The 21,285-nt window shown below is 30.7% G+C and carries 28 protein-coding genes; all 28 read right to left on the reverse strand.

Annotated features, from left to right (window positions below):
- Positions 1-293: 293 nt before the first annotated feature.
- The 28 genes from Q3304_RS16145 to Q3304_RS16280 all read right to left on the reverse strand — a co-directional run bounded on the left by Q3304_RS16145 (position 294) and on the right by Q3304_RS16280 (position 21,196).
- The gene (locus tag Q3304_RS16145) at positions 294-1,235 is read right to left on the reverse strand and encodes a transketolase family protein (RefSeq protein WP_407814883.1); all 942 of its coding nucleotides are present in this window, start codon (positions 1,233-1,235) and stop codon (positions 294-296) included.
- Positions 1,228-2,055 carry a transketolase gene (locus Q3304_RS16150; RefSeq protein WP_054271905.1) on the reverse strand — a complete coding sequence of 276 codons (828 nt, stop codon included), beginning with the start codon at positions 2,053-2,055 and terminating at the stop codon, positions 1,228-1,230. The genes Q3304_RS16145 and Q3304_RS16150 overlap by 8 nt, the downstream gene beginning before the upstream one ends.
- A 171-nt stretch (positions 2,056-2,226) precedes the next feature.
- Positions 2,227-2,610 carry a type II toxin-antitoxin system PemK/MazF family toxin gene (locus Q3304_RS16155; protein WP_003421356.1) on the reverse strand — a complete coding sequence of 128 codons (384 nt, stop codon included), beginning with the start codon at positions 2,608-2,610 and terminating at the stop codon, positions 2,227-2,229.
- Positions 2,579-2,866, reverse strand: a complete 288-nt coding sequence (locus Q3304_RS16160) for a ribbon-helix-helix protein, CopG family (protein ID WP_054271906.1) — start codon at positions 2,864-2,866, stop codon at positions 2,579-2,581. The genes Q3304_RS16155 and Q3304_RS16160 overlap by 32 nt, the downstream gene beginning before the upstream one ends.
- Before the next feature lie 32 nt (positions 2,867-2,898).
- The gene (gene alr / locus Q3304_RS16165; RefSeq protein ID WP_407814882.1) at positions 2,899-4,056 is read right to left on the reverse strand and encodes an alanine racemase; all 1,158 of its coding nucleotides are present in this window, start codon (positions 4,054-4,056) and stop codon (positions 2,899-2,901) included.
- Between the two features lie 14 nt (positions 4,057-4,070).
- Positions 4,071-4,661 (reverse strand): germination lipoprotein GerS, encoded by a 591-nt coding sequence (gene gerS / locus Q3304_RS16170; RefSeq protein WP_054271908.1) that lies wholly within the window; start codon positions 4,659-4,661, stop codon positions 4,071-4,073.
- Positions 4,662-4,681: 20 nt separating this feature from the next.
- A complete protein-coding gene (locus Q3304_RS16175) occupies positions 4,682-5,143 on the reverse strand; it encodes a CBS domain-containing protein (protein ID WP_021386374.1) in 462 nt (153 codons plus the stop codon).
- A 14-nt stretch (positions 5,144-5,157) separates the two neighbouring features.
- Positions 5,158-5,538: a holo-ACP synthase gene (acpS, locus tag Q3304_RS16180; protein ID WP_054271909.1), complete on the reverse strand. Its 381-nt coding sequence runs from the start codon at positions 5,536-5,538 to the stop codon at positions 5,158-5,160.
- Between the two features lie 461 nt (positions 5,539-5,999).
- On the reverse strand, positions 6,000-6,260 hold the full coding sequence (atpC, locus tag Q3304_RS16185) for an ATP synthase F1 subunit epsilon (RefSeq protein WP_054271910.1): 261 nt from the start codon (positions 6,258-6,260) through the stop codon (positions 6,000-6,002).
- Positions 6,261-6,262: 2 nt separating this feature from the next.
- Entirely contained in the window at positions 6,263-7,657 is a 1,395-nt protein-coding gene (atpD, locus tag Q3304_RS16190) for a F0F1 ATP synthase subunit beta (RefSeq protein ID WP_021386424.1), read from the reverse strand.
- Positions 7,658-7,669: 12 nt separating this feature from the next.
- Positions 7,670-8,548 carry an ATP synthase F1 subunit gamma gene (gene atpG / locus Q3304_RS16195; protein WP_407814550.1) on the reverse strand — a complete coding sequence of 293 codons (879 nt, stop codon included), beginning with the start codon at positions 8,546-8,548 and terminating at the stop codon, positions 7,670-7,672.
- 27 nt (positions 8,549-8,575) lie between these two features.
- Complete coding sequence (atpA, locus tag Q3304_RS16200) at positions 8,576-10,078, reverse strand: F0F1 ATP synthase subunit alpha (protein WP_054271912.1); 1,503 nt, start codon at positions 10,076-10,078, stop codon at positions 8,576-8,578.
- Between the two features lie 16 nt (positions 10,079-10,094).
- On the reverse strand, positions 10,095-10,640 hold the full coding sequence (locus Q3304_RS16205) for a F0F1 ATP synthase subunit delta (RefSeq protein WP_054277731.1): 546 nt from the start codon (positions 10,638-10,640) through the stop codon (positions 10,095-10,097).
- On the reverse strand, positions 10,637-11,134 hold the full coding sequence (atpF, locus tag Q3304_RS16210; protein WP_054271914.1) for a F0F1 ATP synthase subunit B: 498 nt from the start codon (positions 11,132-11,134) through the stop codon (positions 10,637-10,639). The genes Q3304_RS16205 and atpF overlap by 4 nt, the downstream gene beginning before the upstream one ends.
- A gap of 122 nt (positions 11,135-11,256) precedes the next feature.
- Positions 11,257-11,517 (reverse strand): ATP synthase F0 subunit C, encoded by a 261-nt coding sequence (gene atpE / locus Q3304_RS16215; RefSeq protein WP_021386434.1) that lies wholly within the window; start codon positions 11,515-11,517, stop codon positions 11,257-11,259.
- A gap of 68 nt (positions 11,518-11,585) precedes the next feature.
- Positions 11,586-12,290, reverse strand: a complete 705-nt coding sequence (gene atpB, locus Q3304_RS16220; protein WP_407814552.1) for a F0F1 ATP synthase subunit A — start codon at positions 12,288-12,290, stop codon at positions 11,586-11,588.
- 2 nt (positions 12,291-12,292) lie between these two features.
- Entirely contained in the window at positions 12,293-12,679 is a 387-nt protein-coding gene (locus tag Q3304_RS16225) for an ATP synthase subunit I (RefSeq protein WP_054271916.1), read from the reverse strand.
- Positions 12,680-12,683: 4 nt separating this feature from the next.
- A complete protein-coding gene (locus tag Q3304_RS16230) occupies positions 12,684-12,911 on the reverse strand; it encodes an AtpZ/AtpI family protein (protein ID WP_021386436.1) in 228 nt (75 codons plus the stop codon).
- 174 nt (positions 12,912-13,085) lie between these two features.
- On the reverse strand, positions 13,086-13,523 hold the full coding sequence (locus Q3304_RS16235) for a cytidine/deoxycytidylate deaminase family protein (RefSeq protein WP_003421374.1): 438 nt from the start codon (positions 13,521-13,523) through the stop codon (positions 13,086-13,088).
- Positions 13,524-13,748: 225 nt separating this feature from the next.
- Entirely contained in the window at positions 13,749-14,564 is an 816-nt protein-coding gene (yqeB, locus tag Q3304_RS16240) for a selenium-dependent molybdenum cofactor biosynthesis protein YqeB (protein ID WP_167639872.1), read from the reverse strand.
- Positions 14,565-14,847: 283 nt separating this feature from the next.
- Positions 14,848-15,477: a uracil phosphoribosyltransferase gene (gene upp, locus Q3304_RS16245; protein WP_054271918.1), complete on the reverse strand. Its 630-nt coding sequence runs from the start codon at positions 15,475-15,477 to the stop codon at positions 14,848-14,850.
- Between the two features lie 35 nt (positions 15,478-15,512).
- A complete protein-coding gene (gene rpiB, locus Q3304_RS16250; protein WP_054271919.1) occupies positions 15,513-15,965 on the reverse strand; it encodes a ribose 5-phosphate isomerase B in 453 nt (150 codons plus the stop codon).
- A gap of 16 nt (positions 15,966-15,981) precedes the next feature.
- Positions 15,982-16,431, reverse strand: a complete 450-nt coding sequence (locus Q3304_RS16255; RefSeq protein ID WP_054277733.1) for a low molecular weight protein arginine phosphatase — start codon at positions 16,429-16,431, stop codon at positions 15,982-15,984.
- A gap of 16 nt (positions 16,432-16,447) precedes the next feature.
- Positions 16,448-17,488: an L-threonylcarbamoyladenylate synthase gene (locus Q3304_RS16260; protein ID WP_054271921.1), complete on the reverse strand. Its 1,041-nt coding sequence runs from the start codon at positions 17,486-17,488 to the stop codon at positions 16,448-16,450.
- 28 nt (positions 17,489-17,516) lie between these two features.
- Positions 17,517-18,197 carry a ZIP family metal transporter gene (locus Q3304_RS16265; protein WP_054277734.1) on the reverse strand — a complete coding sequence of 227 codons (681 nt, stop codon included), beginning with the start codon at positions 18,195-18,197 and terminating at the stop codon, positions 17,517-17,519.
- Between the two features lie 128 nt (positions 18,198-18,325).
- Positions 18,326-19,390, reverse strand: coding sequence for a peptide chain release factor 1 (gene prfA / locus Q3304_RS16270; RefSeq protein WP_054271923.1), 1,065 nt, complete (start codon positions 19,388-19,390; stop codon positions 18,326-18,328).
- Positions 19,391-19,433: 43 nt separating this feature from the next.
- The gene (gene prmC, locus Q3304_RS16275; protein ID WP_054271924.1) at positions 19,434-20,285 is read right to left on the reverse strand and encodes a peptide chain release factor N(5)-glutamine methyltransferase; all 852 of its coding nucleotides are present in this window, start codon (positions 20,283-20,285) and stop codon (positions 19,434-19,436) included.
- Between the two features lie 17 nt (positions 20,286-20,302).
- On the reverse strand, positions 20,303-21,196 hold the full coding sequence (locus Q3304_RS16280) for a DUF1385 domain-containing protein (protein WP_054271925.1): 894 nt from the start codon (positions 21,194-21,196) through the stop codon (positions 20,303-20,305).
- Positions 21,197-21,285 lie beyond the last annotated feature (89 nt).

A 21,285-nucleotide genomic window follows, 5' to 3' on the forward strand; every position in this document is an offset into this window, starting at 1 on the left:
TATATCTTTTATACAGTATACCTCCCTCCATAAGATTTATTAAATTCTTTTTTGTCTAAGTAGCTTTTATATATAAAATTAATTTCCCTATAAACTATATATTAGTCATATTTTTCTGAATAGTCAATATATATTTGAATATTTTCTCTATTTTTGTAAAAATTTGAATATTTTATTACATTTTTGATATATTGATATCATGTATAAAAAAGAGAGATATAAATTAATACAGACCTTTATATCTCTCCTTCAAATATACTATATTATTAACAAATATGAATAATTTATATGTCTTAAATTCTTTTTGCAAGAATGGCTTCTTTGACAGCTTTTATTATATCATCACAAGTTAATTCATATTTTTTTAACAATTCATTTGGAGCACCAGATTCTCCAAATGAATCTTTAACTCCAACTTTTTTTACTATAGTTGGATAAGACTCTCCAACTACTTCACTTACAGCAGAACCTAACCCTCCAATTATACTGTGTTCCTCTACAGTTACTATGGCATTTGTTTCTTTTGCTGTTTTTAATATTAAATCCTTATCTATAGGTTTTATTGTAGACATATTTATGACCCTAGCACTTATACCCTCTTCTTGCAACTTTTCTTGTGCCAGTATAGCCTCATTTACCATAATTCCACAAGCTATAATAGACACATCATTTCCATCTCTTAAAACTGTACCTTTTCCTATTTCAAACTCATAGTTTTCATCAAATAAAATTGGTACTGAGCTTCTTCCTAATCTAACATAAACAGGACCATTATACTTAGCTACTTCAAAAATCATTTTTTCTGTTTCAACACCATCAGCTGGAACAAGAACTGTCATATTTGGTATAGCTCTCATTATAGCAATATCCTCTACACTTTCATGAGATGCTCCATCTTCTCCAACAGTAAGACCTGCATGAGTAGCACAAATTTTTACATTTAGTTTTGGATAGCAAACTGAATTTCTTATAATCTCAAAAGCTCTTCCTGTAGCAAACATAGCAAAAGTACTTGCAAAAGGTATTTTGCCAGCAGTTGACAATCCACAAGCAGCACCTATTAGGTTTTGTTCTGCTATACCCATATTAAAAAATCTATCTGGAAATGATTTATAGAAGTTGTGTGTCTTTGTAGATTTTGATAAGTCTGCATCTAACACAACAACATTGTCATTTATTTGACCTAGCTTTACTAATGCTTTACCATATGCCTCTCTCGTCGCCATTTTACTCATTGTCAGCACCTCCTAGTTCAAGCAAGGCTTTTTCTAACTCTTCATCACTTGGAGCTGTTCCGTGCCATCCTGCTTGATTTTCCATAAAAGATATTCCTTTGCCTTTTATAGTTTTTGCAATTATCATTGTAGGTTTTTTAACTGTTGATTTAGCTATGTCAAGAGCAGCAAATATTTGGTCAAAATCATGTCCATCTATTTCAATTACATTCCATCCAAAAGCTTTAAATTTATCAACTATTGAACCTAAATTCATTACACTTTCTGTATCTCCGTCTATTTGAAGCCCATTATTATCTAAAAAAGCAATTAAATTATCAAGCTTATAGTGTGCAGCACTCATAGCAGCTTCCCAAACAATACCCTCTTGAACTTCTCCATCACCAAGTAAAGTATATACGTTCCATGGTGCATTATCAAGTTTTGATGCCATCGCCATACCACACGCAACTGAAAAACCTTGCCCTAGAGAACCTGTAGATATCTCTATACCAGGCGTACCTTTCATATCTGGATGACCTTGTAACATTCTTCCAATTTTCCTTAGACCATCAAGTTCTTCCTTATCAAAATAGCCTTTTTCAGCCAATGTAGCATATAATGCTGGTGCAGCATGTCCTTTTGATAATACAAATCTATCTCTATCCTCCATTTTAGGATTTGAATAATCCACATTCATTTCATCAAAGTATAACGCAGTAAGTATTTCAACTACTGATAATGACCCTCCTGGATGTCCAGATTTGGCTCTATGTATCATGGAAACTATATCTCTTCTTATGATACGCGCAATCTCATTTAATCCTTTATGGTCTCTCATGCAATTACCTCCCTTGAGTTCGTAATTTTATATCAATTCCATATTATTATATCACTTTTATGCTATTTTTTTGCGTTATTTTTGATTTTCTTAATACATGCTACCAAAATTAAATACTAAAAGATATTTCCAAAGAAAAAAGGGATTGTCTAATAAAAGACAAACCCCTCTTTAAAAAGTAAACAATCCTAAACTTATTTGAAGTCCATCGTCTACTTTTATCATCATATTTTCATCTAGACAACCAATTTTCTCCCTCAGTCTCTTTTTATCAATAGTTCTAATTTGCTCTAAAAGAATTACTGAGTCTTTATTAAGCCCATATTCATTGGAACTTATCTCTACATGAGTAGGTAGTTTGGCTTTATTAATCTGAGATGTTATAGCTGATACTATAACTGTAGGACTATATTTATTACCTACATCATTTTGTATTATCAGAACAGGTCTAACGCCTCCCTGCTCTGAGCCAACAACTGGACTTAAATCAGCGTAATATAAATCACCACGCTTTATTTCACAATTAGTACTCACCTTGGGCAATCTTCCCTTCATTTTTATCATCAGAAGATACTTCTTCAACTGTCATACCTAACTCAGCCAATGACAGATTAATTTGACCCATTTCTCTATAACCCGTTTTCATAGATTCTTTAATATGAATTCTCTTTTTCTGAGTTATATAGAACTGAAAAGCAGCTTTTGCAAAATCTTCTCTGTTACTGTTCTCCATCTGAACTATACTATCAACTTCAGAAATCAGAGAGTCTGGTAAAGTAACTTCTATTTTTTCTTTACTTTTATCGTACACAAAATCGCCTCCCAGATTATAATATCATGGTTTTATTTTAGCAAATAACTGTTTATTTGTACAAGCTCATTATTTTCCATATAAACACGGTCAACTCTTCTTGATATCATACATAACACTTCATAGTTTATAGTTCCTAAGTCTTGGGCTATACGCTCAGCTGTAACTTCACCTTCTCCAAATAGTATAACCTCATCTCCAACTTTTATGTCTATATCTTTGTCAATTCTAACCATTATTTGATCCATACAAATTCTACCAACTACATCAAACACTTCTCCTTTAATAAGAACCTTTGGATTTTTTTGAATTCTAGTAAATCCATCTGCATATCCTATTGGAACTGTAGCGATTGTTTCTTTACCAGTAGTTGTATACTTTAGTCCATAACTTATTCCTACACCTAGTTCAACTTGTTTTATATGTCCGATTTTTGATTTTAATTTCATTGCTGGTCTTAATTCTAATCTTTCTTTAAATACATCCTCAGATGGATAATGACCATATAATATTATTCCTGCTCTTACCATATTTAATCTTAAATCAGGGCAATCCATAATAGCTGCACTGTTTGATACATGTTTTATAGCTATTTTTACACCAGCTTCGTCCAACTTATCAGACATAAATTTATAATTATTAGCTTGTTTATAAGTGTACTCTTTACTTACTTCATCAGCTGTAGCGAAATGAGTAAACATACCTTCTAAATTTATATATTCTAATTTATTTAATTTTATTATTTCCTGTACTGACTCTTCATTAGGTTGGAAACCTATTCTAGTCATTCCTGAGTCTATTTTAATGTGAACACAGGCTTTTTCTCCTAAAGATTTTGCAACCTCGTTTATCTTTTGTGCTGTTTCTAAAGAATAAACTGTCATAGTTATTTTATTTTTTATAGAATCTTCGAAAGCTTCGTCTGGAGTATATCCTAAGTTCAAAATAGGAAGTGTTATGCCATTTTGTCTAAGTTCGATTCCTTCAGCAGTTCTTGCTACTGCTAAATAATCTACTTTTTCTTTTTCTAGCAATTTTGCAACTTCTACTGCACCATGTCCATATGCATCAGCTTTTATTACTCCACAAACCTTAATATCTTCTTCTAATAAATTTTTAATATTATTTAAGTTAAATCTTAAGTTATCTAGATTTATCTCTGCCCATGTAGGCACTGTTATTTTTTGCATTTCTTTAGTCCCCCTTAGTTTCTGTATTCAAAATCATTGTATTTTACTGTAAATCTCGGCACGCCTTCTTTATCTAATACTTCCATTTTTTCAGGGTTCTTTGTGTCAGCATTTACATATAATACTTGCTTATTAAAATATTTATTATCCCCAGGAATAAAAGTTTCTAGAACCAAATGTCCTTTGGATAACTTTATTTTCATCTCTTCGTTTTGAAGATAGTTTTTTATAAAGTCTCCTATAAAAAGATATTGATTGTTCTTTCCTGTATTAGGCAATTCCACTATATCACTGATATTTGGATTTTTAACTAATATTTTATCACCTTGATACTCTATACTCTTCCCTTTTAAATGTTTTGGGGAAATTACTTCTAATTTATAGTTATCAGTTTTTTTATAAGTATGAATTAAAACATAATTGTGTGGGCTTTTATTTCCAAATACTTCTACTTCAGCTTTACAACTGTAAGAATTCATATCAGAAATCTGCTTTTGAAAGTCTTTGTATACTTCTTCTTTAGTGGACTGTCGCTTTTGGCATCCTATTACAATTATAACCAGTGCCAAAAACATAATACATACTATGGTCCACTTTTTTCTCACATCACACCTCCTACTCTAGTTTATTCATTGTATAAAGCTTTTATTATATCATATCTACAAATTATACCTTTAAGTTTATTGTCATCATCTACCACAGGAACTCTGTTTATTGATTTTTTAATCATTACATTAGCTACATCATCAAACTTATCATCTTCATGAACCTTTATTATATCTTTAGACATAAGTTCTCCAACTTTATAAGCAGCCACCTGTTTTATATCTTTTTCTACTTTTTTTAAATCATCTAAGAAAATCAATCCTTGTAATAGATTTATATAGAGAGGTGCTTCTATATATTTTTCTTTTTTAAGAATATCTGTTTCAGAAATCACTCCAACCACTCTGTTTTCTGAATCTACAACTGGCAGACCTCCTATTTTTTCTGCAATTAGCATATTAGCTACATCTGCTATACTATCATCTTGTTTTGCTACTATTACATCTGTTGTCATTATTTCTTTTGCTGTTTTATCCATCATAATGTAATCACTCCTTAGTCCTTAATTATGGTTATCGCATTTGCTATAGCATAATCTTTTGAATGTGATATTGAAACTTTTATTTCTAAAACATTATAATCTATGCACATTTTTGCGAGATTATTATAAGTTTTTACTATTGGTTTTCCCATTTCATTTCTGAGAACTTCTATGTCTTTAAAGTTAAATACTCTAATTCCTGTACCCATAGATTTACTTATAGCTTCCTTAGCTGCGAAATTACCTGCTATACTTTCTGCTTTAAAATTCTTAGAATTAAAATATTCAATTTCTTTATCAGTAAATATTTTTTCCAAAAACCTGTTATTTTTTTCTACAGCTTTTCTTATTCTGTCAATTTCAATTATGTCTACACCAATATCAAATATATTCATTGTTCCTCCAGAAAATTTATAATGCTTCTTTAAATATTAATAATGAATTTATAAATTTACTATTGATAATACATATTATTATTTAGTTTATGTTACTTATCTTAATTTAATAATCATTATAATAAAATTGTAACTTTTAAAATTATTTGTAATGAATATTATATACAAATCTATTATATTATTTATTATACTACACAACTAAGCAAATTTTTTAAATTTTATAAAAATTTTATATATATTTATTATATGAAGATGTTTTCATTTACATAAAACCTAGCTAAACCTTCTTTATATTCTGAATTACAACATAATTTTGCAGTAAATTCAAACTTTTTGTGAATTTATTATCACTAAAAATTTACAATTTTTTTGTTATTTTATTAACACCAAAAAACAAAAAAGTCATTTTATCCAAAATATTTTTTTGGTCAAAATGACTTTTCAGATTATAAATTAATTTATTAAATCCATTCAGCAGATTCTGTTAATATAACAGTTTTATTCTGAGCTACGTTAACAAATCCTTCTGCTATTTTTGCTTCTTTAAAACTTCCATCTTTTTTTATCTTTAAAGTTCCTACAGGTATACCTGAAACAAATGGTATATGACCTTTCAATACTCCTTTGTCTCCTTTTGTAGTTCTAACTACTATCATTTCAACGTCTCCATCATAAAAAGTATTATCTGGAGTTACAACTTTCAATGAAAATTCACTGGCCATGACTACATACTTCCCTTCGCTTTTTTAACAGCATCTTCTATTGTTCCTACAAACAAGAATGCTGACTCTGGTAAGTCATCATGTTTACCTTCAAGAATCTCTTTAAATCCTCTTACAGTCTCTTTAACAGGAACATATTGACCTGGATTTCCTGTAAATTGCTCAGCAACTGTAAATGATTGAGATAAGAATCTTTGTATCTTTCTAGCACGTGCAACTATTAACTTATCTTCATCAGATAATTCATCCATACCAAGTATAGCGATTATATCTTGAAGTTCTTTATATCTTTGAAGTATTGATTGTACACCTCTAGCTACTTCATAATGTTCTTTTCCTACTATATTAGGGTCAAGAATTCTTGATGTAGATTCAAGAGGGTCAACTGCTGGATATATACCCAATGATGATATTTGTCTAGATAAAACTGTTTTTGCATCTAAGTGAGAGAATGTTGTAGCTGGTGCTGGGTCAGTTAAGTCATCCGCTGGTACATATACTGCTTGAACAGATGTTATTGAACCTTTTTTAGTTGATGTTATTCTCTCTTGAAGCGCACCCATTTCAGTAGCTAATGTTGGCTGATAACCAACAGCTGATGGCATACGTCCTAGAAGTGCTGAGACTTCTGAACCAGCTTGTGTGAAACGGAATATATTATCAACGAAAAGTAAAACGTCTTGTCCTTGCTCATCTCTAAAATGCTCTGCCATTGTAAGTCCAGTTAAAGCAACTCTCATTCTTGCTCCTGGTGGCTCATTCATCTGACCAAATACTAGAGCAGTTTTATTTATAACTCCAGATTCACTCATCTCTCCATAAAGGTCATTACCTTCTCTTGTTCTTTCTCCTACCCCTGAGAATACAGAAATACCACCATGTTGCTTAGCGATATTATTTATAAGTTCTTGTATTAAAACTGTTTTTCCTACTCCTGCTCCTCCAAATAGACCTATTTTTCCACCTTTTAGATATGGTGCTAGTAAGTCAACTACTTTAATACCTGTTTCCAGTATTTCAGCTGTAGTTTCTAGTTCATCATATGCTGGTGCTGGTCTATGTATAGGTAATTTAGGTGCAGATTTTGGAGCTGGTTTTCCATCAACTGGTTTTCCAAGAACATTAAATATTCTACCTAAAGTCTCGTCTCCAACAGGAACACTTATTGGTCCACCTGTATCTACAACTTCCATACCTCTTACAAGTCCATCTGTCGCACTCATAGATATACATCTTACAGTATCATCACCTATATGTTGAGCAACTTCTGCAACTATTTCTTTATCTCCTAACTTTATTACTAACGCATTTAATAAGTTAGGTAGGCTTTGTTCACTATCAAACTTAACATCTAGTACAGCTCCTACAATCTGTACTACTTTACCTACATTTGCCATTTCCTAACCTCCCTATTTTAGAGCTTCAACTCCACCAACTATCTCTGTTATTTCTTGAGTTACAGCTGACTGTCTTGCTCTGTTATAACTTAACTCTAAATTAGATAGCATTTCATTCGCATTGTCTGTGGCTGATTCCATCGCAGTTCTTCTAGCACCTTGCTCTGACGCAAAAGATTCCAAAATTCCACCATATACTGTACCTGATATAAATTGAGGTACTATATAACTCAAAACTGCCTCTGCTGATGGTATATATTGTACTTTTGATTTACTTTGCTTTTCTTCTTTTATTACAATTCCATGGTCATCTGTATCTTTCTCAAAAACTAATGGAAGCAATTTTAAAATTTCAACTTCTTGTGATAAAGCTGATTTAAATTTTGTATAAGAAATATAAACTTCATCTACTTCACCTTTTTTATACAGGTCGATAATAGTTTGTGAAATTTCTATCGCATCTTCATATCCACAAGCTTCCACACTATTTATATCTTTTGCTATATTGTAATCTCTTTTAGAAAAGAATTCATGAGCTTTCTTTCCTACAGTTATAACTGTTTCCTTTTTACCTTGCATATGAGATACAGATTCCTTTAACACATTGGAATTGTATCCACCAGCAAGACCTCTATCTCCAGCTACTACTATATAGCACTTATTCTTTACTTCTCTTTCTTTTAAAAATTCATTTCTAACTCCACGTGTTGTTTGGGCAATATCTTTTACTGTATCGTACAAAGTATTAAAGTATTCTCTTGAATCTTCAGCTTTTTCTTTTGCCTTTCTAAGCTTAGAAGATGCAACTAGTTCCATAGCTTTAGTTATTTGTTTTGTACTTTCAACAGTTCCCATACGTATTTTGATTGCTTTAATTCCAGCTCCTGCCAATTAATTTACCTCCTTTTTTAAAAAGGATTATACTTCAACAACAAACTTTTCTTTAAATTCATTTATTGCATCTGTTAAATCATGAGTGAAGTCATCTCCACCTAATATTTTTCTTGATATTTCTGGATAATTATTATCTACAAATGCATACAATTCTGATTCAAATCTAGCTATATTATCTATTGGAATATCCTCTAGATGATTATTTATAACAGCGTATATTATCATAACCTGATTTTCAACTTTTATTGGTTGATGCTCACCTTGTTTTAATATCTCAACTATTCTTTCACCTTGAGCAAGTCTCTTTTTAGTATCTTCATCCAAGTCAGAACCAAATTGTGAGAATGCTGCAAGTTCTCTATATTGTGAATATGCAAGTTTTAATGTACCTGCAACTTTTTTCATTGCTTTAATTTGCGCAGAACCACCAACCCTCGATACTGATATACCAGGGTCAACTGCTGGTCTTACACCTGAATAGAACAATTCTGGTTGTAAGTATATTTGACCATCTGTTATAGATATAACGTTTGTTGGTATATACGCAGAAACGTCACCAGCTTGAGTTTCTATTATAGGTAAAGCAGTCATTGAACCTCCACCTAATTCATCTGATAACTTAGCTGCTCTTTCAAGTAATCTTGAATGTAAATAGAATACATCTCCAGGATATGCCTCACGTCCTGGTGGTCTTCTAAGTAATAATGACATTTCTCTATATGCAACGGCTTGTTTACTTAAATCATCATATACTATAAGTACATGTTTTCCATTGTACATAAACTCTTCACCCATTGCTGCTCCAGCATATGGCGCTATATATTGAAGTGGCGCTGATTCAGATGCTGTTGCTGAAACTACTATTGTATAGTCTAAAGCTCCACCTTTTTCTAGTGAATTAACCAATTGAGCTACAGTAGAACGTTTTTGCCCAATTGCTACATATATACATATAACATCTTTTCCTTTTTGATTTAATATAGTGTCAATAACTATAGATGTTTTACCAGTTTGTCTGTCACCTATTATTAACTCCCTTTGACCTCTACCAATTGGTATCATTGAATCTATTGATTTGATTCCCGTTTGTAATGGTTCATAAACAGACCTTCTATCTATTATACCAGGTGCTTCAGATTCAACTGGTCTAGTTTTTGTATATGCTATAGGCCCTTTTCCATCTATTGGTTGACCTAGAGAATTTACAACCCTACCCATTAAAGCTTCTCCAACTGGAACTTCAACTATTCTTCCAGTTCTCTTAACTATATCGCCTTCTTTTATTTCACTGTCATCACCAAGTATAACAGCTCCAACTACTTCTTCTTCTAAGTTAAGTGCCATACCATATATTTCACCTGGGAACTCTAGTAACTCACCAGACATAGCTTTCTCTAATCCATATACACTCGCTATACCATCCCCAACTGTTAAAACACTCCCTGTATCTGTTAACTCAACTTTATTCTCATAATTTTTTATTTGCTGCTTAATTATAGAACTTATTTCTTCAGGTTTTAAGTTCATGGGTTCACCGCCATTCTTAAGATATTACTTCAGATAGCTTTTCTTTCATCTTATCTAGACGAGTTTTTACAGTGCCATCTATCTGTTCATTTCCAAGTCTAACTAGAACTCCCCCTAGTATAGTCTTGTCAACTACATTTTCTATAGTAACATTTTTATTGTATTTACTTGAAAGTTTAACTTCAAGTTCTTTAATATCTGTTTCACTCATTGGAATAGCACTTATTGCTACACCAGCAATCACATTGTTTTTCTTATTTAATAACTCTTTATAAGCTAATTCTATATCTTCTAAATATGATATCCTATCTTTGTCTACCAAAACTTTCAAAAAGTTTTTTATGTTGGAACTTACTTCCTTACTAAAAATAATTTCTACCAAGTTTTTCTTTTCTGATTTTGAAACTAATGGTGATTTTAAAACTTTGTAGAAATCTTTACTAACTTTAGTCATCATATCTACTACTTTTTCTAATTCTTTGAACAATAAATCAGTTGAATTTTCTTCTTCTCCTAATTGAAATAGGGCTTCAGCATATCTGTTGGCTATTACATTTATCATTTAGCTTCCCCTACCTCTTTTATAAAGTTTTCTATCAATTCTTCATGTTTAGATTTATCTAAATCTTTTTCAATGACCTTAGATGCTGCAAGTAGTGCTATATTAGATATATCACTCTTAATTTCATTTATAACCTTTTGTCTTTCTTGTTCTACATCTTTACTTGCTTTCTCTTTTATATCAAGAGCATCTTTCTTTGCAGTATTTACTATATCATCTGATTTCTGTTCTGCTCTTATAGTTGCTTGTTTTATGATTTCTTGACCTTCATCTTTAGCAAAATTGATTTTTGACTCATATTCTTTTTTCAGAGCTAAACCTTCATTTTTTGCTTTTTCGCCTTCTGCCAGATCGTTTTTAATATCATTTTCTCTTGATTCAATTATATTTAATACTGGCTTAAATAAAAGCTTTCTCAGAAGTAAAAATATTATAAAAGTATTAACAATTTGGAACACAAATTCCCATGTTATACCTACTAGTGCTTTCTCCATAATTATCCTCCTTTCCATAAATCATAACTACTTATAATCACGAGAAGAAAAAACTCTTCTCATGATTATAAGTTTGAGATGATTTACCTATAAACCTATCTCAAAATATTTAAGGACTAAATCTACATTCCTAAGTATTTAAAGAATGGATTTACGAATAGAAGTATTATTGATACAACCAAACCATATATTGCTGAAGACTCTGCTATAGCAACACCTAGTAATAAAGTTGAAGTTATATCACCTTTAGCTTCTGGTTGGTTCCCTACTGCTTCTGCTGCTTTACCTGCTGCTACACCTTGACCTATTCCTGCACCTATACCTGTTGCAACTGCTATTCCTGCACCTATTGCTGATGCTGCCGCTACTATTGCTGTTTCCATAATTATTTCCTCCTTAAAACTTTAATTTTTTAAATTATTTTATTTTTATCTTAATATAAGTTGATTTCTTAATCTAATTCTCCTGCACTTGATATAAACACCATTGTTAACATTATGAATATATATGCTTGTAACAATCCTGCAAATAAGTCAAAATACAAGTGCAATGGTACTGGTATTAGTATCTGTCCAATTGGTATTGATAATCCTGGTATTAAACTAGATATAAAACCTAAAAGTTGATAAAATAGACCCATTATAATTGTTCCACCTAAAATATTCCCAAATGGACGGAAACTTAATGATATTGGTCTGGCTAACTCACCTATAATATTGATTGGTAACATTACAGGAAGTGGTTGAGCCAATTCTTTAAAGTACGATAATCCCTTAAATTTAACTCCTGCAAAATAAATCATAAAAAATGTAATCATTGCCCATGCAGCAGTTGTATCTAAGTCGGTTGTTGGTGATCTTAATCCAAGTAATGGACTTAAATTTGAGCATGCGAAAAATAAAAACAAACTTCCTATGTATGGTATCATATATGGCATTCTTTTTATTGTGTTTTTACCCATAACATTTGTAACCATTTTAGCAAGACCACCTATTGCAAACTCCAAAAATATTTGGATTTTACTAGTTGGAACTTTTTTTAAGTTTCTAGTCAAGAAATAAGATGCTATCGCTAAAAAGGCCATTATTCCCCAACTCACTAGTATTGTTTCACTAATTTTAAAGTTTCCTATGAGATAATAATGCGCTTGACTCATACTTATGCCTCCTTCCTCTTTAATTTATTTATAAAGTTTTTTGATAATATGACAAACTTTGTACTCAATAATCCTAATGCTGTTCCGATTATATTTAAATGTGGTACTTTAGCTGAAGCAATTAGAACAACTGCCATTATAAATAACCTAATGGTATATTGTGCTGATGCATAAGCTTGTGCCTTTCCAGCAGGAAATGTCACTGATTTTTCCAGTGATATTGCCAATAATCTAAAATTTAACATAGCTATTATAGAGCCAAATATAAGTCCTAATAATAATGGCTTACTTAATGTTGATGTTATCAACATTAGCACAATTAAAATTACATCAAATATTACTATACCCTTTGTTACTGACCTTACTTGGTTAAGTAATTTTATATCCAATATATCACTTCCTTCGTGTATATACTATTAGAGTTTTATAAACACCACTGAAAGCTCCTCCAACGCCTAACAATAAAAATATTATTGTCAGAACTGGACTAGTATTTAATTTACTATCTAAAAATTTTCCTAAGAAAGTACATCCTAATATTGATATTACAATCATCAATCCTATTTGGCTTATTAAACTAAACAACTTTGCAATTTCCATATGTGTATTTCTTTTACTCATAAATAGTATCCCTCATTATTACAAAATAAATAACAATTAATTAATCTATATCATAAATTTATTTAATTATAAAATATATCTTACTACTAATCTGATGATTTTTCAAACACTTTCTTTTAACCATATTATTCCATTGTCATAATTTGACTTTTATTGTCATGTCATTACTATTCACTAAAATTTTATAAGCTCTATTCCTGCTTCTTTTAGCAATTCTGTAGACATGTCATCTGGATAATCACCTTCATAAACAATTTTTAATATACCTGCATTTATGCACATTTTTGCACACAAAACACAAGGCCTTGTAGTAACATACAAAGTTGCTCCATCTACACTAATACCATTATGAGCTGCTTGTATTATGGCATTTTGTTCAGCATGTAATGCTCTACACAATTCATGTCTTTCTCCTGAAGGAATATTCAATTCCTGCCTTTTACATCCAATATTTTCACAGTGTTCAAGATTTCTTGGAGAGCCATTATATCCAGTTGTTAATATTTGTTTGTCCCTTACAATGACAGCACCTACTTGTCTTCTAATACAAGTTGAACGCTTTTTCACTACTTCTGCAATTTCCATGAAGTATTCATCCCATGATGGTCTCATAATTTACTTTTCTCCTCTTTGCTTATGTACTGGTCTTATATATTTATTAGATTTCAAGCTAAATAAATACTTATTTTTATATTATATACACATGTTAATTGAATGTCCAATAAAAAAAGAGCATTTTTACCATTTAAATTTTAAATACCCGTTATATGCTCTCTTTAATCTATTAAATTTATTATATCATCTTAACAAAATATTAATAGCCCTATCTAATATAAATTAATTTTTTGGATAGATTCCATTGTTTAATATGGCTTCTAAAACCCCTCCAGCTATGCATCTAGCTTTATCTGATATTGTAAAAGCATTCTTAACTTCTTCTTTTCTAGGGTCTATGTCTAGTATTTTTAAATTTTTATTTACCTTTGCTCCATCTTTTAATAATCCTCTAAGCACCCCTGGTATTGTTGCTCTAACTTCATGCTTTTTTTCATAATCATTAATATAACAAAGTAAGTCTCCTTTTTCAACTATATCGCCTATCTTACATACATTTTCCATTATACCAGCATGCTGTGAATGCATTACCCTTTCTTTAGCGAAACCTTTTATTGCACCTGGTATTCCAGTATTTTTTTCTGCTCTTCCATCAGTTATTATTCTTCCTAGATTATGACCTCTCATTGTTTCTATAACAATGTCTACATCTTCACCTGCACAAAAGCCAGGTCCTAAAGCTATTGTAAGTGGCGCCATATCTTTAGTTGTACCTAAGTTTTTCTTAGCTAATATCCCATCAACCAAAACAATTGGATTTATTTTTGATAGCATTTCTCCTTTTGGGTCTATAATCAATGCTACTTTATCTTGAGACAATGTCTCTTCTATTTCTTTTTCAGTATTACAAAGTATGCACTCTACACCTTCAACAATCACCTTTTTTTCATAAACAGCTTCACAAAAAGAAATTTGTCTTCTTATGGCTAATGGTTCTTCTATTTCTAGAGCAATCACTTTAAAACCACTATTGTGTAATTTATGAATAACTGCTGTCGCTAAATCTCCTGCTCCTCTTACCACTATACAATTTTTCATGTATTATCACTCCTAATAATATCCTTCATACTTTATTTCTAATTTAATACACATCAATTTAATTGTAAGCAACTAACATGCCATATTGAAAAACATTAATATTTTGTAGATTCCTGTAAAATAGCCATTCTTTTTTAATTGGTAAAAACTTTTTATTCTCAATTCGAGAAATTTATCAATTCAAGAATTACTATTTTGAGAAAAATATATAAAAAGGAACCTTCTTACATAAAATTATACATTACATAAGAAGGCCCCGAGAAATATTTATGGTTATTTATTTTTATTTAGTTCCAAATAATCTATCTCCAGCATCACCAAGACCAGGAATTATATATCCATGTTCATTCAATTTTTCATCAATTGATGCAACATATATATCAACATCATCATGATATTTTTGTACTTCTGCTATACCTTCTGGTGCAGCTACTAAATTAGCTAATTTTATACTTTTAGCTCCTTTAGATTTAAGTAAATCTATGGCTGCTACAGCAGACCCTCCTGTTGCAAGCATAGGGTCAACTACTATTATATCTCTTTCTCCTATATCTTGAGGAAGTTTACAATAGTATTCAACTGGTTTTAATGTTTCTGGGTCTCTATATAGTCCCACATGCCCAACTTTTGCTGCTGGCATTAAACTTACTAATCCATCTACCATCCCAAGACCTGCTCTTAAAATTGGAATTATTGCTAATTTTTTACCCGCAACTACTTTAGATGATGTTTTTTGAATAGGAGTTTCTATTTCTACATCTTTTAATGGTATATCTTTTGTTATTTCATATCCCATTAACATTGCAATCTCAGTTAAAAGTTCTCTAAAATCCTTAGAACCAGTATTTTTATCTCTCATTAAAGTTAATTTATGTTGTATTAATGGATGGTTTGTCTCTACCACTTTACTCATTTTGATAATTCCTCCTGATAAAACTGTAATTTTTATTATTTATTATGTTTTTCTTCTATTGATTTAATCATATTTACTCTTCTAGCATGTCTATCACCTTCAAAATCTGTGTTAATCCATGCCTCAACTATTTCAAGTGCTAGACCTTTTCCTAAAACTCTTTCACCTAATGACAACATATTTGCATCATTATGTGCTTTTGACATTTTTGCAGAAAATACATCTGATACAACTGCACATCTTATTCCAGGAACCTTATTTGCAGCTAAAGATATTCCTATACCTGTACCACAACATAATATTCCATAATCTACTTCTTTATCTACAACTGCATTTGCAACTACTTCTCCATAAACAGGATAATCAACAGAATCTGTAGCATTATTAGTTCCATAATCCACACATTCTATCCCTTTACCTTCTAAATAGCTTATTATTTCTTTTTTTAAATTATATCCTCCATGGTCACAACCTAATCCTATCTTCATTTGTTTATCCTCCACTTCATATTTTTTTTACTATTTCGTTGACAGAATATATTATTTCTTTCATAGTATCTTTATAAGTATCTAAATTTCCACCAAATGGGTCAGATATATCTAACTCACTCTTATTTACAAACCCTTTAAAAGTATACACTTTTTCTTTGCATTTTGGAACTGCTTGTACTAAAATTTCTTTATGAGATTTAGTCATTGTTAGTATTATATCTGAGTTATCAATTAATTCCTTAGTAATTACTTTACTTCTATGATTTGATAAGTCTATACCTAATTCTTTTACTGCTTCTATAGAATGTTTAGAAGCATTCATACCATCTACTGTTGATATACCTGCTGATGATATACAATATTCTTCAATATTTCTTCCAGATTCTTCAATTGCCTTCTTTAATATAGCTTCAGCCATAGGGCTTCTACAAGTATTCCCTGTACATACAATAAGTATATTCATATTTTACAACTCCCTTTTAAGCCTTTATTACTTTGTATCCTGCTGACTTAAGTAATCTATTCATAATGGCTTGTCCAACGCCAGTTTTAGGGAACTCCTCTGAATATATGACATCAATACCCTTTTTATCCATTTCTATAAGAGCATCAAACAGATTACTGGCAACTTCTTCAAGAGTGCTTCCTAAATCTATTACTTCTCCATCATAAAACTCTCTATTTCTACTAATACACATTACGCCTGTTTTTAGGCCTTTCTCTTTATTAGATTTTATCATATCATTAATCTTTGTTGCTACATTTTCTCTTTTTCCAGATATAATATATACATCTGCATTTGGAGAATAGTGTTTATACTTCATTCCAGGAGCTTTAGCTTTTTGATTGTCTTCTTTTTTACTTAATGATGGGTCAAGCTTTACTTCACCAAGAAGTTCTTCCAAAACTTCTTTAGTGATACTTCCTGGTCTCAATATCATTGGAGTTTCTTCTGTCAAATCTAATACAGTTGACTCTAATCCAAAATTACTATCTCCACCCAAAACTATTCCATCTACTCTTCCATTCATTTCTTCATATACATGTTTTGCTTTTGTTGGAGATGGTCTACCAGATATGTTTGCAGAAGGAGCTGCAATAGGTACGCCAGCTTCTTTTATTATTGCCCTGGCAATAACATTAGAAGGCATTCTTATTGCAACTGTATCAAGCCCCCCGCTAGTTCTATATGGAATTATATCTTTCTTATTTAATATTATTGTTATAGGCCCTGGCCAAAGCTTTTCTATAACAAGTTTAGCTTTATCACTTACATCTTTAGCTAAATCATATACTTCTTCTTTTTCATATATATGAACTATTAGCGGATTATCACTAGGTCTTCCTTTAGCTTCATAAATCTTTTTTACTGCATTTTCATCTAATGCATTTGCACCTAGCCCATATACTGTCTCAGTTGGAAAGATAACTGTTTTACCTTCTCTAAGAAGTTTTGCTTGTATTTTTATTTCTTCATAATCAATATTATTTATATCAATACTACTTATAATAGTTTTCATCTTTTGTATGCCTGCTTTCATTTTAATTTTATATATAGTTTACAATTATTGTACCTACCAAAAAACCAATTATACAATACACACTTTTTGAATGCGGGAAAATTTCTTCCAATACAACATACATCATTGTACCTCCTGCTGTAGCAAGAAATACACCTATAAGGGACGTAAATGCCCCTCCGAAATAAGCACCTAAAAAACTTCCTAGACCCATAGGTAGTCCAGCTATCAAAGTAAATAAAATTACCTTGCCTAGTTTCATTTTATTGCAAACTAAACCCAATGCCATAGCTAATCCTTCTGGTATATTATGTAGACCTATAACTATAGCAAGAGTGATACCTAAGCTTTCAGTTGACATGAAAGAAGAACCTATTGCTAACCCCTCTGGTAAATTATGTAGTAATATACTTATGAATATAAGATACCCAGATGTCATACTTCCAGACACATCTAATTTTGTTTTTATGTACATAGTTATGAGAGCCCCAACAAATGTAAATATAACTGTATTGAGTATACCCATTTTGTCCATTGATTCTTTCATCAAGTCAAATACCACTACAGCTAACATTATTCCGCCAGATAATCCCATAAAGAAATTTAGATATTTATCAACCTCTCTTTTAAAAATAGCCGATATTACTCCTCCTAATCCTGTCCCTATAACACCTGCCAAAAGCCCAATCATTGTTACTTTTAGTATCATATAACCCTCCTATACTTGTATATAACAATTATATACAGTAGAATATGATAACATGACCTAAAATGCAAAATAGCTGTTTCAAAATAGAAAATAATTTCTAGAAAGAAACAGCTTCTTTAAAACATTACTTATATTGCAGTCATTTTCTCTGTTTGGTCAACAGTAATTAAAGCATCTATCATTTCATCTATATCTCCATCTAAGAACGCATCTAGCTTATATAAAGTTAAATTTATTCTATGGTCACTTATTCTACCTTGAGGGAAATTATATGTTCTTATTCTTTCTGACCTATCTCCTGTTCCAACCTGGCTCTTTCTTTCCGCTGCTATATCTTTGTGTTGTTCTGCCAATGCTTTATCGTAAAGTCTAGCTTTTAATATTTTTAAAGCTTGCTCTTTATTTTTTAATTGTGATTTTCCATCCTGACAAGATACTACTTCACCTGTAGGTATATGAGTTACCCTAACTGCAGAGTCAGTAGTGTTGACACTTTGCCCTCCATTACCTGAAGAACGGAAAACATCTATTCTTAAATCATTTGGATTTATTTCAACTTCTACATCTTCAACTTCTGGTAATACAGCAACAGTAGAAGTTGATGTGTGTATTCTTCCACCAGATTCAGTTGATGGTATTCTTTGAACTCTATGAACTCCAGACTCATACTTTAATCTTGAGTATGCTCCTTTACCTTTTATCATAAAAGATACTTCTTTATATCCACCAACTCCAGTATCACTTGCACTTAATAATTCTATTTTCCATCTTCTTCTCTCAGCATATCTTGAGTACATTCTAAATAAATCACCTGCAAATAGAGCTGCTTCATCTCCTCCAGCTCCACCTCTAATTTCAACTATAACGTTCTTGTCGTCATTAGGGTCTTTAGGTAATAATAATATTTTTATTTCGTCCTCTAGAGGTTCTACTTTTTCTTCCATCTCAGCTAACTCCATTTTAGCTAATTCTCTTAATTCTTCATCTGACTCTTCTTGTAAAATTTCTTTTGATTCTTTTATACTATCTAAAACATTTTTATACTCTCTGTATTTCATAACAATAGGCTCTAAGTCAGCGTGTTCTTTTATATACTTTTGCCAAACTTTTTGATCATTTATTATATCAGGGTCACCTATTTTTTCACTTAAGTCTTTATATGTATCTTCCAATACCTCTAATTTTTTTAACATACTTTCACCTCGATTAAATGTAACATATCAATTGTTGATTATATCATATATTGTAACCTATAACAACTCTATCAATGCCTTGAATATCCTTCTTTGTATATATTTTTTTATATCCATTACTTTTCATAATATTAATAACATCTTCAGCTTGATTATGACCAACTTCGTATGCTAATATTCCACATGTATTTAGATATTTCTTACCTTGCTCTGTTATTTTTCTATAGAAATCTAATCCGTCATCTCCACCTTCAAGAGCATTATATGGCTCATAATCCTTTACTTGTGTATGTAAAGTTTCTATATCTTGTTTTTTAATATATGGTGGATTTGAAACTATGATATCAAATTTTATATCACTATCACTTATTGCTGTAAATAAGTCAGAATTAATGAACTCTGTCTTTTCATCAACTCCATTTATAATAGAATTTTTTTTAGCTATTTCTAAAGCTATTTCTGATACATCAAAAGACATGACTTTAGAATTTTCAATATATTTTGCTAAACTGATTGTAATAGCACCAGAACCAGTACCTATATCTAGTATACTTACATCTCTTTTTCCTTTACACATTTCGATTATTTCTTCTACCAATGTTTCTGTATCTGGTCTTGGAATTAATACACCTTCCTTAACAAAAAAATCTAATCCCATAAATTCTCTATTTTCAACTATATAGGCTATTGGTCTCCCATTTAATCTTTCTTGTGCAAAGCCTATAAATTTTGTTTCTTGTTCTTGAGCTAACTCTTTATTTAGATTTAAGTGAATATACAGCCTGTCAACATCACCTAAAGCTTTTTGCAATAATAACTCTGTATCTAATCTTGGAGTATCGCTTATATCTTTAAATGTATCTGAATATTTAATAATTATATCTCTTATTGTCATAATAAATATCCTTTTCTTTAATCTACTACTGCCTTTAATGCTTCTAAGGCTACCTCTAGCTGCTCATCATCAGGCTCTTTTGTTGTAAAATATTGCAACATCATCCCTGGATATGCAATAATTTTAGTGAATCTATTATCATATTTTCCAAGAATCCTGATTACCTCATAAGATAAACCTGCTACTATTGGCACACATATGATTCTCATAAATATTCTAAGAATTGGATTTGGCCAACCAAAAAATGCAAATAATATTATTGATACAGCCATAACTATAAATAAAAAATTTGTACCACATCTAGGATGTAACCTTTTAAATTTTCTAGCGTTTTCTACTGTAAGTTCTAAATCATTTTCATAGCAATATATAGATTTATGTTCTGCACCATGATATTGAAATACTCTTTCTATATCCTTGCTTCGTGAGATTAGTACTATATATGCAAATAATATAACTATTCTTATAATACCTTCTATTAAATTGAGCATAAAGTCATTAGGCATTACTTTAGAAAAAGCTCCTCCTACTAATGTAGGTATGAAAATAAATAATCCAGCAGAAAGTAGCATTGCTATGACCAATGAAAATATTATAATGATATCATTCGCTTTATCTTTAAAGATTTTCTTTATAAATAAATCAAATTTATCTTCTTCAGCTTCTTCCATAAAAAACTCTGAAGAAAAATTCAAACTTTTTATACCTTGAATCATTGTATCTATCATAACAAAAGAACCTCTAACAAAAGGTATCTTATCTATATTCTTATCTCTTACCCAACTTTTTATTCTATCTTCTTTTAGTGCTATTTCTCCGTCACTTTTTCTAACAGCTACTGCTCTTTTGTCTTTTGACTGCATCATTACACCTTCAATAACAGCTTGCCCACCTACAGCTTGTTTTGCCATCCACTCACCTCATTTTATTGTATTTAGAATACTCAATTTTACATATTTATTATTATAATACAAAAAGACAATTTAAAGTAGAATATGAA

The organism is Clostridioides sp. GD02377 (genome assembly GCF_045899875.1).
GTDB lineage: Bacteria > Bacillota > Clostridia > Peptostreptococcales > Peptostreptococcaceae > Clostridioides > Clostridioides difficile_A.